This is a genomic window from uncultured Acinetobacter sp., from assembly GCF_947624825.1.
Taxonomy (GTDB): domain Bacteria; phylum Pseudomonadota; class Gammaproteobacteria; order Pseudomonadales; family Moraxellaceae; genus Acinetobacter.
In genome coordinates, this window is the sequence record NZ_CANQLZ010000059.1 from 1 (window position 1) to 13,310 (window position 13,310).

Here is a 13,310-nt window from a genome sequence, read left to right on the forward strand (position 1 = left end):
CCAATAGGCATATTGCCAGTCAAAATCTAGATCAGCTTGCATCGGGAGTTGATACACATCACGCTTTTTTTCAGCGCTTAATTGTGGAAATAATTGCATGCTGAGTTTTTGTTCTAAAGCACAAATACTCATCTGTTCAATCTGAGGGTCAGCCTTTTGATGATCTAGATAATATGCACCCATCACGCCAGTTTCTGGTATATATACCGCTTTATAAACGCCATGTGGCAACCATACATTTTCAGGTGTTTTGTCTATAGGCATGGTGCTGTAATCAGTGCCTGTAACCACGTAAATATCTTGGTGATAATAGCGACTTAAACCCACTAAGCTTTGATCAATTTGCTGCCATTTTTGGGCTTGTTTTAAAGACTGAAATGGCACTTGCAGCCATGTTGCAAACGGGTCATGACTTGGGTGAGCCAATAATAAATTTGTATAAACATAATCGGTGCTGTGCTGATCTTTAAGATGTGCTTGGTGATAATTTGCGATGTTTGGAATATTGAGCTTGGAATTAGAATTTTGGGGCTTGGCACTTAAATATTGCGCCACCCACAATGGAGTTTTACTAATGCCTGAATATAGCAGCATCGTTTGATTGCCACAGGCACGATAACTATCAAGATCTATATCTTTTTGGTAAAAAATGGGGGCTTGCTTAGCATACACAGCAGCATCACAAAGCTGTTGGTCTTGCTGCCACCATGTCCAAATTCGCTCTTCAATCAGGACAATACTAAAGCTTAAGATTGCTACAATCGCGAGCAAAATTTTTAGCCAAAAGTACTTATAACGAGCAGACACAGGCACAACATTCATCATCAAAAAACCACAGCGAGCGCAAGCTTAACAACCCCATTGCCACAAGTACAGCAAAAAGAATCAGTGCCGCAGCACTGATTTTTTAAACATAAATTTTGGCTTTAAATGACAATTTGACTGCCCAATTCCACTACACGATTGGGTGGGATTTTATAAAAATCGCTCACCGGACTGGTATTGCGTTGCATCGAGATAAATAGTTTTTCACGCCATGGCGCTAAGCCATCACCCACACTATGAATCAGGCGATCACGTGAAATAAAGAAGCTCATTTGCATCAAATCGTAATCTAAATGGGTACTGGCAAAGGCTTGCTCAAGCGCTTTTGGAATATTGGGTTGATCTTTAAAACCGTAATACAAGGTCATGCGATAAAAACGCGCATTCATCTTTTCACTGATAAAGCGCTCATCATCCGCGACATAAGGAATATCACGGGTAATTACCGTGACCATCACGTTCATCTCATGCAAGACTTTATTGTGCTTAATATTATGTAGCATCGCATGAGGCACTAAGTCTGGCGTTCCGGTTAAAAAGATTGCTGTACCCGGCACGAATTGGGTTTCATTGCTATAACCAATACTTTGAATAAACAACGACATTGGTAGTGCATCACGCGATAAGCGCTTAAGTACAATCTCGCGTCCATCTTTCCATGTCACAAGCAAGGTATAGGCCACCGCCCCAATTAAAATCGGCACCCACCCACCTGAGATAATTTTAACTGAGGTTGACGCTACAAAAATCAAATCAAGCAACAAAAATGGCGTGGCAAAAACCAGCACTTTCCACAGTGGCCATTTCCAATAACTATAAGCCAATACACTAATTAAAATCGTACCGCATAGCATGGTCATGGTGACTGCCACACCATAGGCACTGGCTAAATTGGCGCTGTTTTCAAAGAGTAAAATTAAAATGACTACAGAGATAAACAACACCCAATTAATAAACGGCAAGTAAATCTGCCCTTGCTCAACATCGGATGTGTGATGCACAGTTAAACGTGGTAAATAACGCAGTTGAATGGCCTGATTGGTCATGGAGAAAACGCCGGTAATTACCGCTTGAGAAGCAATGACTGCAGCCGCTGTGGCTAAACCAATCATTGGATACAACGCCCATTCAGGCACCAGTAAATAAAATGGATTGGCAATGGCACTAGCATCACGTAACAATAAAGCGCCTTGTCCGGCATAGTTGAGTAATAAACATGGCAGCACCACAATAAACCATGCCAGACGAATTGGTAAGCGACCAAAATGCCCCATATCGGCATAAATTGCTTCACCGCCAGTCATGGTTAAAATGACCGCGCCCATGGTTAAAAAAGCCAAATAAGGCTGATCCATCACAAAATGATACGCCCAATATGGATTGATCATCTGTAAGACTTGTGGTGTTTGAATAATACTCCAAAGCCCCGCCGCACCAATGGAGCCAAACCACAGCAATGTTAAAGGGCCAAAAAACTTGCCCATGGTAGCCGTACCATGTCGCTGTACCAAAAATAAGCCGGCTAAAATACCAATCGCTAAAGGCTCTAACCAATCATTAAACATGGGGGTGGCAATACTTAAGCCTTCGATGGCTGAAAGCACCGAAATTGCAGGGGTAATAATACCATCACCAAAAAACAGTGATGCCCCAATAAAACCTAAAGCAATGATATACAAACGCTTTTTTTCACCGATTTTTGTGGCACGTAAAATAAGCGCCAACAAGGACATAATACCGCCCTCACCATTGTTATCAGCCCGCATAATGATGGTGATGTATTTAAAGCTGATGGTGAGCATCATGCACCAAAAAATCAGCGACAAAATCCCCAAGACACTGGCCTGCGTAATCGCAAGATGCGCGGTTTGAAAGCATTGTTTTAAGGCATACAGTGGACTGGTTCCAATATCACCAAACACTACGCCAAGCGCAGCCAAGGTAATGACCGGTAGCGCAGCTTTTTTTGCAGTACTTTGCATATTATGTCTTCGTTTTACAGACTATTTTTCCAAATCATAGCACTGCCCCTTAAGTTTTTCTCTAAATCAATTGTTATTCGCTTGGCAGCGTGGCGCTTTTTGGGTATTATCCACCGCGCATGGTGAGGTGTCCGAGTGGCTGAAGGAGCACGCCTGGAAAGTGTGTATACGTTTATAGCGTATCGAGGGTTCGAATCCCTCTCTCACCGCCAAAATTTTAAAATCCCCAAATCAAAAGGTTTGGGGATTTTTTTATGTTTTATGCAATTTCCTCTAAATAATCACTTTTCAATGCCGTAAAGAAATCATAATGATACTCAAGTTGTGCTCGATCTAATTGATGCTCGTTTTTGATGTTTAAGCAGTAGTCCGTTTCTTTGCCAGACAGCAGATCAATCACTTTTAGATCACCTCTTACCACAATAGAACCAAAATCAAACATCTTATGATGATTAGGACACAGACAAAGAATGTTATTGGCTGTGTCTGGACCGTGATGTGGTATCCCTAAGCCTCTGATATGCGCACCATCTGCATGTTTCTTGCCTCTAAAATTTTCAATGTGAAGTCCACATATTTGACAAGAATACTGGTACAAATCCTTGACCTTTCTGGTTTGTTTAATATCACGTACAATAAATGAATGACTTGTTGTTCTTCTTTTTGCAGGAAGTACAATCTGACCATTGGCTAGATCATCTCCAGCTACCTGAATATGCTGCGGATGAACAAAAGCCAACTCGTCTATCTTAGTCAATTGATATCGACAGATCTTAAAACTGTCTTGACCTTGAGTTGACCAATAACGACTGACCTTATAAAGACCACGGTATACATAATTACTGCTGGTTCCCTCCACATGACTAAATACACGCACAGGGATGTTCTGTTCATGATTTAGGACGAGGGCCAGATTCCCTTTAGTAAAGGTTTGATCTTCGATTTGGCAACGACCATCTTTACTACGTCCTCCCATACCCGTATATATAATGTTATCGCCTCGATCTTCATCATCGATATAACCACCAGATAATACAATCGCATCTGCTGCATCATCTACGGTGTAACTAATTCCATTTTGAATATGAAAATGTAAACCATATTTTTTTAAAAATTTTCTACCCTTAAAAATGGTACCCACAGGAAACTCATGAAAGTGACCAAATTGCATTTTTTGAGCGTTGTCTTTTGTCATAATTTCTTCATTTAATTGCGTGATGAATTATCTCGGTTTTGTAAATTATGGACAGTCTCAATTCTTTTAAATAGTCCTATTGCGTCGTAATCTGTCGCTCAGAATGATTAAAACCAAAACTCAAGCCTTGGCACAAAATCTGCATAATAATTAAAGAAAAAATACAGCGAGTTTCCATACTTAAAAATCAATAAATTCATATCACTGCAATAATTTTTTACCACAATCAAATTGGCTAAGGCCTGCATACAAAAACAAATGTTATAGGAGCTGTAATGAATACCAGCACAAACTATGCAAAACAAATAAAAAATGCCAAACGTGGTGGATATGCCCCAACCATTGCCAAAGATATTAATAAACATAAAATCCAAAAAGCATCTCGCTTGATTGAACAATGGAGAAAATTAGCCAATGAACTTAAACCACAAATGCAAATTGATATGGCACTCACCTTAGAAGAATGTGCACATGATTTAGATCAAATCTTACGCAATAAGTCATTTTAAAGTATAAAAAATCAAAAAAACTCAGTTTCTTTATCTCAGAAACTGAGTTTTTTTTAAGATTTGATTTAGTTGGTTATTTTTTGGCTTGCATACGTAGTAAATTTCTGTAAAATGCCACCTCAAGATGCCGGCATAGCTCAGTTGGTAGAGCAACTGACTTGTAATCAGTAGGTCCACAGTTCGAATCCGTGTGCCGGCACCATCTTATACTCAGCCTCGCTTTATTGTGAGGCTTTGTTGTTTTTAAAGCCTCAAAATGCAGCCACTGCCACATAGCGCACTAAACCATCTTGCCATAATTTACGGCACATCTTAGCTGTCATGGCAATTTTAAACCCATCTAAGCCTTGTAAGTCTAAATTGGCATGTTGGATATAATCTGCAAATCCTAGCAATACGCCCTCACTTAAATCCTGAATCAATAGCTCTTGAAAACCATGCTGCATGATGCTGCTGTGAAGTTCATTTTGAGTCATTAAATCTTTTAAATTCACATCTGCCGCTTTTAACAAATAGGCATATTTTTTCTGTTGCCAGGCTTTTAAATTTAAAAATTCCTCACTCAACATTAAGCTATGAAACGCCAAACGACCTTGTGGTTGCATGACTTGAGTTATTGCGTTTAAAAATGAATTTAAATTGACGTGATAAGCTGCATCTATACACAGCACGGCGCTAAATTTTTGGCTAAAGCTGTTTGAGTTTAAATTTAAAAATGAATCACACAGAATTGAATTTAAAAATAGCGCATGATTTTTGAGTTGTGTCACATGCTTGGCTTGTAATTCAACTGCACTGATATGTTGAATTTTATAGCTATTTTGCCAAAGCTGTAGACTTGCACCCTGCCCACAGGCAAGATCAAGCAAAATGTCGTTTGAATTTAAATCAATCAAGTTGGCTAAATGTATGGCTAAAGCCTGACAAGCATGACGATAATCATCGCCTGCTTGCCATAGTCCTAAATTGCTCCAAGCCAATAAGTGCTGATCACCTAACATTGCCGTATTAATGGCATATTTATGTGGCAGTAATTTCGCCTGTAACGCTTGGAACATGATTTAGTAGCCGAGTTGTGGAGCGACCTCAACTTTAGGCTTTAAGCCCACAAACGGCAATGGTGCACCAAAGATTTCCGCAATATGCATTGCCGAGGTCACTGCCGATTCTAAAATTGGCAAACCATCGCATGACCATGAACCGCAATAAAATACTTTACGGTTGGCATCACGATGACGCGCTTGGATTTGCTTATTTAACGATACCGTTTCTGAATCCACCACCGCACGGGTCAAAGTGACGCGCGAGATAATTTTTTTCGGGTCAATCTCTGTAACAGGACGCCAAGTTTGGAATACAGGATTTTTACCCACTAAACTTGGCTCTACCGCATTGAGCCACACGGTAAATTGCTGACGGGTAAATTTCCGATCCATCATATAACTTAACACTGCCCAATCTTTACGTTTAGGTGGCATCACGGTGTTATCGGTATGAATAACCAAATCACCTTGTTCAAATTTAAATTTGCTGAGTAACTCAATATCGTCCTTAAATTGAGTTTGATCTAAGAATTCTTCAATCTTGGTGGTTGGTGTTGCAACCACTACACGGTCAAAGTATTCAAGCTCACCATCAGCATTTTTCACAGCGACTTGTTCACCTTGCTGAGATACCAATGCAATTGGTGAACCGCTTTTAATGTTGACCCCTTCAAGTAGTTTATTGACCAAAGCAGGCGTGCCACCTTGCATACGCAATAAAGCATCACCGTCAGTTAATTGACGTAAAAAGGTTAACAAAGGTTTAGCCGGCCAATCACCAATGGTTTTTGGATTACAGGTACAAATGGTATATAGCACAGGCATGACCGCACCGTGCCAAAATACTTCTTCAATATCATGCTGATTAATAAATTCAGCTAAGGTGATGTCTTGGTTGTCTGATTTAAAAAACTGTGACAATGCAGTTTTGAGCTGCAACATCCCTTTAACCAAACGCCAACCGTATTGTTGAATACCTTTGCGGTTGTTAATAATGGGGAAGTTGCCAATTTTAGTACGCGTGGTGGTCAACCATGTTTCGGTACGATCTTCAAACAGCCAACTGCACGCCATATAGGTACGTACAGGAAAAGTACCAATGCCCAAATAAGTGGCAAGACTTAAGGTATTTTTCCAAAGATTGGGGTTCATAACGCGCAATGGCGCATCAATTAAGCCACCTTCAAACTCGGTACTATGGCTGTCCATACCGCGTCCTGGCAGTGCTTCAAAAATTGTTATGTTATGTCCTGCATCTTTAAGAATTCTTGCGGTAGCCAAGCCAGCCATGCCACTACCAATAATTGCAATATCCAAATTATTATCCGTCCGTCAAAAACACATGACAAAATTATGAACCAAGGGCATGCAAAACAAGCTATTAAAAAATGCCATATTCAAAGCTTTTGTAACAGGCTTGGTCAAAGACAATTCAAATGAATTTTATTGGTTTTAAGATTTAAATTTGAACAAAAGATAAAATTTATAAAATTGCATTGTTAAAATTTTTACATAAAAATCAGAGAATAAAATTTACAAAAAAATTGAACAGGGTTATCATAATATGGTACAAAAGTTTGATTTATTTCACATAAAATAAATAAAATATGATAAGAAATACAAAAATATGACCAGTTACAGCGTAAAATAGACCTCGCTTAACCGCGAGGTCTATTCTTTTTTTGTTTCAAGTAATTAATTGACTTTTTCGGCAACTTTTAGCTGTCCAAATTTACCTTGTTTAAAATCTTCAAACGCTTGGAAAATCTCTTGTTCAGTGTTCATTACAAATGGACCATAACCTTGAATGGGTTCATTGAGTGGCTCACCTGTGAGTAACACAAAACGACTATGCTGCGCGGCCAATACGTTAATCTGAGTATCTTGATTACGCTCAAACAGCACCACCGAATTTGGCTGTACTTTTTGGCTATGATTAATCAACAACTCACCCTCAAGTAACACCAATAACGTAGTGTGATCGGGTGGCACAGTAAAGGTATGCTCAGCATTTTGGGCCAAGGCACCATCCCATAGGTTAATTGGACTAAAACTAGTTGCAGGTCCTGTATGACCTTGGTACTCACCCGCAATCACACGTAAATGACCGCTTTGCTCGGGCAACTCAATCACTGGAATTTGTGTGCTTTGAATCGCTTGATAGCTTGGTGGTGTCATTTTGTCTTTGGCAGGCAAGTTAATCCACAACTGCACCATCTCAAATAGACCACCTTGTTGCGCAAACTGAGGGCTATGAAATTCTTCATGTACCACACCTGAACCTGCGGTCATCCATTGCACGTCACCGGCATGAATGGTGCCACCACCACCGCTTGAGTCTTGATGAGTCACTTCACCTTGATAGGCCAAAGTCACCGTTTCAAAACCACGATGCGGATGCTCACCTACCCCATGCTGTGCGTGCGTGGGATTAAAATGATGTGGTGCTGCGTAATCTAATAACAAGAATGGACTGAGTGCCTGACCTAAACGGTCATAAGAAAATAAATTCTTCACTAAAAACCCATCACCGACCCAATGAGCCTGTTGCTGATGATAAACACCAATCACTTTTTTCATGACGCACTCCCAAAATAATCTGTGCTTAGCTTAAGTCTATTGTTGTGGCAGCACGAGAGGTCAAACTGGGAAGCTGTGTCATATTTTTAACACAATCACTGTTTATATTTTATTAAGCAATCGATTATCCTATTTTTGCAAAAAACGATCCTATTTTTTCGTCTTCTGCCATATAACAATTTTATTTACAGTAATAACAAATCAAGTTCCGACCCAACAAGGAGTTTTCTCATGGCTAAGCCTTATGTACGTTTAGATAAAGACAATGCTGCGGTTTTATTGGTGGATCACCAAACTGGTCTATTGTCTTTAGTACGTGATATCGACCCAGATAAATTTAAAAATAACGTGTTGGCTTTGGCCGCACTTGCTAAGTATTTCAACTTACCGACAATTTTAACCACAAGTTTTGAACAAGGTCCAAATGGTCCTTTAGTGCCAGAATTGGTCGAGATGTTCCCAGATGCACCGTTTATTGCCCGTCCGGGTCAAATCAACGCATGGGACAACCAAGATTTCGTTGATGCCGTAAAAGCCACTGGCAAAAAGCAATTGATTATTGCAGGTGTCGTCACCGAAGTTTGTGTGGCTTTCCCAACTTTATCTGCTTTAGCAGAAGATTATGATGTGTTTGTGATTACCGATGCATCAGGTACATTTAATCAAATTACCCGTGATGCAGCATGGAATCGTATGAGCCAAGCGGGCGCACAATTAATGACATGGTTTGGCGCAGCAGGTGAATTACACCGCGATTGGCGTAACGACGTTGAAGGTTTAGGTGCTTTATTCTCAGCACATATTCCAGATTATCGTAACCTGATGACCAGTTATAGCTATTTTAACCAAGATAAATAAAGCTACAATGACAGCCCAAGCCCTTTGACTTGGGCTGTTTTTTTATGAGAATGCCATGCACACCTTAGATGACTATTATTATTTTTATTTGGTGGTCAAACACGGAGGCTTTAGTGCAGCCAGTGAAGCGAGTTTAATCACTAAATCTAAACTCAGCCGTCGCATTTTGGCTTTAGAACAAAAATACAATATTTCCTTAATTCAACGCTCTACCCGTCATTTTAAAGTCACGCCTTTGGGTCAAGAATTTTACGAAGAATGCGCTAAAGTGGTCGCGCAAATGCAATGTGCCGATCATGTCTTGCTTAAACAAGTGAGTGAACCAGAAGGTTTAATTAAAATCAGCTGCCCGACCATGATGATGCAGTTTCAGGTACGTAGCTTACTTAATCAATTTTTACAACAATATCCTAAAGTGCAGCTTGAACTTGAGCTGACCAGTCGTCGGGTAGATGTGCTCCACGATGACCTAGATTTAGCCATTCGTACCAACTTTCAATCTACAGAAGATTCAAGTTTAGTCATTCGTGATGTGATTAAAACGCAACATTGCTTGGTGGCAAGCCCGCATTTATTGCAAGACAAACACATCGAAAATTTTGATGATTTGGCTCAGTTTCCAAGTATTGTATTGGGTACGCAAAAATCTCAATATTCTTGGCAACTTTATCATTTACAAACCAAAGCCACTGCCAGCATTTCTTTGACACCGCGTATTAAAAGCAATGATTTAGCCGGCGTATACTATTCAGCACTGGATGGCTTAGGCATTGCTGATCTGCCTTATTTAACCGTACAAGATGATATTGCCGCAGGACGTTTGGTGCATATTTTGCCGCAATGGTGCTCTAATATTGGGATGGTGCAATTGGTGTATGCCTCACGTAAAGGGCAACGCTTGGCAATGCGTCGTTTAATTGAGTTTTTAGTAGAGCAATTACGTCAGCTGAAGCAATTGCCCGGCTATGAGGCATAAAAAAACCCAAAGCGCATGGCTTTGGGTTTTGCTTTTTATGGCCAATCAGGACTTAGATTTTACCCACTAAATCAATTGAAGGAGCAAGTGTTGCTTCGCCTTCTTTCCATTTTGCAGGGCAAACTTCGCCTGGGTGTGCATATACGTATTGAGCAGCTTTTACTTTACGAAGTAATTCAGATGCATCACGGCCAATACCACCTGCGTTGATTTCAACGATTTGGATTTTGCCTTCAGGATCGATAACAAATGTACCACGATCAGCAAGACCAGCAGCTTCAATGAGTACTTCGAAGTTTTTAGACAACGTCCAAGTTGGATCACCGATTAATGGGTATTGGATTTTACCAATGACATCAGAAGTATCGTGCCAAGCTTTGTGCGTAAAATGTGTGTCAGTAGATACGCCGTAGATTTCTACGCCTAATTTTTGGAATTCAGCATAGTTGTCTGCTAAGTCACCCAATTCAGTTGGGCAAACAAAGGTAAAGTCAGCTGGGTAGAAAAATACGACAGACCATTTGCCTTTCATATCTGCTTCAGAAACTTCAACGAATTGACCGTTGTGGTAAGCCGTTGCGTTAAATGGTTTAACTTCAGTATTGATCAAGCTCATGTGATGTTCCTTTTGTTGCATTAAGAGGATTGCTTATCTGTGAAGCTAGAATACGTCGAAATTAAAAATAGGTAAAACAGTTTGTTTTTATAAAATTAATCGGATTATTAGATTTAAATCACCATAAAAAAGCCCATCCGAAGATGGGCTTGGATGAGCTAGACCTTAAAACGGATATAAATACCAAAAATATATATTTTTATAAATATCAATATATTATGAAATTTTGTATATAATTTTGTTAAATTTATAGGTCAAAATATGATAATTGATACTTGCATTTTAAGTAACCATTACTTATTGTAAAAAAGCGCAGGTGCTTTTCGGCCTATTAATAGGTAAAAATAGATTAGTGCGGGGACTGGGCAATTACAAAAAAATTTGTAGTTAGAACAACCAAATCATCTTTTACGAAACTATAGGCAATTTTATGAACTACCTGTAGTTGATGGTTTGTGAGTTTTATTATGATTCATACAGAAAAACACCTTACTTGTTTAGCAAGTAATTTAAAACACTATCTTTCTTCTGGTAGCTTTAATAACCTCCAGTGTAAACAATATATTATTTTAGATTTGGTAGCGAAAGCTTTTAATTTTGATGATTATAAGACTTTCAGAGCTGAATTTTCTCCTGAGAATCCTCTGATTATTACCCCGTCTGTGATTGTAAAATTGCCAAAATTGATCTCTAAGGAATTTGAAATAGATTTCAATATACCTGCATTATTATGGCCATGGCCTTCTTCCAAAGATTTTAAAATCACTCCTTCAGAATTTAAAGTTATTTGGGAAAATTATATTGAATTTGTCGTAAAAGATAAGAGTCCTGCTTTATGTAACTTTTTGAAATACAACATGCCCCTCCTAAGTTCAATGGGTAAATGTCAATGGCTCGTTGATCAAAGGTCACCTCTTACAATAGTTTTTCTAAAAAAATTAATTGGTGAACAGTATATTTCTGATAAAAAAGGAGGTACAAATACATCCTTTTTATTGCAGAAGCTTGATCAAACTAATAGTGATATCGAAGCTAAATTTCTATTAGCTTTACTATCTTTAATTGATCATAATTATCAGACAGCATATGAACGCTTCAATACTTGTGCTGAAAAAAATCATCGTGAAGCTATAAATCAATTGGCCTATATGTACCGTCAGGGACTCTACGTTCAAAAAGATTTAACAAGAGCAAAGGAGTTATATTTACGTGCAGCCTCTTTAGGTGATAATCATTCATTGCATGCATTAGGTAATGGTCACGATCTAGATGGTATATTTGAATATAACCCTAAATTAGCTAGAGAATACCACCAAAAAGCGATCGCTTTAGGAAATGATGACTCAATAGGATGCCTAGCTAAAATGTATTTACATGGCCGAGGCGGGGCTGTAGAGATTAATAAAGCAAAAGAATTAATAGCAAAAGGTCTTCAATTTAATAATCTAGATTGTATTGAACTAGCAATCGAATTTGAATTTGAAGAACATGGATATACAAATTATTATTTTGAGTTATGCCACTTGGCTGAAAAATTTCAATCAAATTTAGCTATTGAGCATTTAGCCAATGCTTACCTACGAGGCAGTACTATTAAACCACGAAATACCATATTAGGTTTTGATTTTCTAGATCGCTCTAAAATTACTAATGAGAATCGAATTATCCTAGCTTGTACAATTTCTGCAGGTATCAAATGTGAACAAGACATCGCTTTAGGATCAGAAATTTTAGAAAAAATACTGCCCAAGGAGCCTGAAGCAGCTTTTATGCTGGGTATTTTATATAGTAATGGTGAACTTATAGAGCCAGACTATGATAAAGCAATAAATTATTTCCATCAGGGTGCAGAGCTAAATCATAGTAAATGCCAGCATCAATTAGGCTACTATCTGTATGAATTTTACAGCGATAACTCTGAGAAACTTCTCGAGTCATATTTTTGGCTTAATAAAGCAGCCCATCAAGGGATTGAGTTATCTCAAGAAGTAAAGAATGCCGTCTTAGATGAATTAGCTAATTTTGGAATAGTAATCAATAAAAATCTTATAACACACTATGACTATTCTACCGATAGTCTCACAGTGTTAGGGATTTTGAAAAATTAAAAATATCTCAACAAAAGCTTAATTTAATCCATCACACATATAGTTTTTTTAGAATTTTTTCTTTAAAAACTATGATTTACCTAAACTCTGGAATCTATATACACGCTAATAAAATATATGATTCTAATTGAAACAAGGTTTAATTTTTAATAGATACTCCCTATTAAAAGAGGAAATAAATATGAAAAAAGTTCAGCGCGCAACATTAGCAGCAGAATCTGTATATAAGGCTGGTAAAGAACACTATCATTTCAATATGGCTTGCTTAGAATTTGGTGAAGAAGCTGTTTTATCAGAAATGACTCAAGAGATACGTGACTCACAAACATGTTCTTTTGAAGATGCAGCTCTACGGGCAGCTACTGAATTTAGAAACATAAAAAGACTAGAAAGTGGGGAGAATAGATTTAAAAACATTCGAACCAAATGCGCTAAAGAAACAAAACGCCCACCTGAGGAGCTACCCTTAATTAAAGCGTAAATTCTTAAATTATTCTCTATCAGGATGAGGCTTTGAACAATGTTTGGAGCCTCACTATCAAAATAACCCGAATCCTGTTTAAGCCAATGACTTTATAATTTGAATTTTTGGCTTATTCTGCTGAGTTAATTGGTATG

The 13,310-nt window shown here is 38.4% G+C and carries 12 protein-coding genes and 2 tRNA genes; 7 read left to right on the forward strand and 7 right to left on the reverse strand.

From position 1 onward, the window contains the following. Both Q0017_RS11555 and Q0017_RS11560 read right to left on the reverse strand, forming a co-directional pair. The coding region (locus Q0017_RS11555) for a hypothetical protein (RefSeq protein ID WP_298146928.1) at positions 1 to 825 on the reverse strand (825 nt) is incomplete at its 3' end. Between the two features lie 101 nt (positions 826 to 926). After that, entirely contained in the window at positions 927 to 2,807 is a 1,881-nt protein-coding gene (locus tag Q0017_RS11560) for a potassium transporter Kup (protein ID WP_298146931.1), read from the reverse strand. Positions 2,808 to 2,928: 121 nt separating this feature from the next. On the opposite strand from Q0017_RS11560, the gene Q0017_RS11565 reads away from it, so the two are divergent. Beyond that, positions 2,929 to 3,019: transfer RNA gene (locus Q0017_RS11565), tRNA-Ser, on the forward strand. A 47-nt stretch (positions 3,020 to 3,066) separates the two neighbouring features. Here Q0017_RS11565 and Q0017_RS11570 read toward each other — a convergent pair. Next, positions 3,067 to 4,002, reverse strand: coding sequence for a YDG/SRA domain-containing protein (locus Q0017_RS11570; RefSeq protein ID WP_298146934.1), 936 nt, complete (start codon positions 4,000 to 4,002; stop codon positions 3,067 to 3,069). Positions 4,003 to 4,277: 275 nt separating this feature from the next. Between Q0017_RS11570 and Q0017_RS11575 the strand changes: the two genes are divergently transcribed. Together Q0017_RS11575 and Q0017_RS11580 are read left to right on the forward strand one after the other, a co-directional pair. Then, complete coding sequence (locus Q0017_RS11575) at positions 4,278 to 4,511, forward strand: hypothetical protein (RefSeq protein WP_298146938.1); 234 nt, start codon at positions 4,278 to 4,280, stop codon at positions 4,509 to 4,511. 126 nt (positions 4,512 to 4,637) lie between these two features. After that, positions 4,638 to 4,713: transfer RNA gene (locus tag Q0017_RS11580), tRNA-Thr, on the forward strand. A 49-nt stretch (positions 4,714 to 4,762) separates the two neighbouring features. Here the strand turns inward: Q0017_RS11580 and Q0017_RS11585 are convergent. From Q0017_RS11585 to Q0017_RS11595, 3 genes are all read right to left on the reverse strand, one after another. Further along, positions 4,763 to 5,569, reverse strand: coding sequence for a cyclopropane-fatty-acyl-phospholipid synthase family protein (locus tag Q0017_RS11585; RefSeq protein WP_298146940.1), 807 nt, complete (start codon positions 5,567 to 5,569; stop codon positions 4,763 to 4,765). Between the two features lie 3 nt (positions 5,570 to 5,572). Then, positions 5,573 to 6,871 carry an FAD-dependent oxidoreductase gene (locus Q0017_RS11590; RefSeq protein ID WP_298146943.1) on the reverse strand — a complete coding sequence of 433 codons (1,299 nt, stop codon included), beginning with the start codon at positions 6,869 to 6,871 and terminating at the stop codon, positions 5,573 to 5,575. Between the two features lie 378 nt (positions 6,872 to 7,249). Next, complete coding sequence (locus Q0017_RS11595; RefSeq protein WP_298146946.1) at positions 7,250 to 8,134, reverse strand: pirin family protein; 885 nt, start codon at positions 8,132 to 8,134, stop codon at positions 7,250 to 7,252. Positions 8,135 to 8,365: 231 nt separating this feature from the next. Between Q0017_RS11595 and ycaC the strand changes: the two genes are divergently transcribed. Together ycaC and Q0017_RS11605 are read left to right on the forward strand one after the other, a co-directional pair. Then, positions 8,366 to 8,992: an isochorismate family cysteine hydrolase YcaC gene (ycaC, locus tag Q0017_RS11600; RefSeq protein ID WP_297423294.1), complete on the forward strand. Its 627-nt coding sequence runs from the start codon at positions 8,366 to 8,368 to the stop codon at positions 8,990 to 8,992. A 55-nt stretch (positions 8,993 to 9,047) separates the two neighbouring features. Continuing rightward, a complete protein-coding gene (locus tag Q0017_RS11605) occupies positions 9,048 to 9,968 on the forward strand; it encodes a LysR substrate-binding domain-containing protein (protein WP_298146950.1) in 921 nt (306 codons plus the stop codon). A gap of 52 nt (positions 9,969 to 10,020) precedes the next feature. Here the strand turns inward: Q0017_RS11605 and ahpC are convergent, their stop codons facing one another. Beyond that, positions 10,021 to 10,584 carry an alkyl hydroperoxide reductase subunit C gene (gene ahpC, locus Q0017_RS11610; protein WP_298146953.1) on the reverse strand — a complete coding sequence of 188 codons (564 nt, stop codon included), beginning with the start codon at positions 10,582 to 10,584 and terminating at the stop codon, positions 10,021 to 10,023. A 467-nt stretch (positions 10,585 to 11,051) separates the two neighbouring features. On the opposite strand from ahpC, the gene Q0017_RS11615 reads away from it, so the two are divergent. Next, complete coding sequence (locus Q0017_RS11615; RefSeq protein WP_298146956.1) at positions 11,052 to 12,692, forward strand: tetratricopeptide repeat protein; 1,641 nt, start codon at positions 11,052 to 11,054, stop codon at positions 12,690 to 12,692. A 127-nt stretch (positions 12,693 to 12,819) separates the two neighbouring features. Then, positions 12,820 to 13,173 carry a hypothetical protein gene (locus tag Q0017_RS11620; RefSeq protein ID WP_298146960.1) on the forward strand — a complete coding sequence of 118 codons (354 nt, stop codon included), beginning with the start codon at positions 12,820 to 12,822 and terminating at the stop codon, positions 13,171 to 13,173. Positions 13,174 to 13,310: the final 137 nt, after the last annotated feature.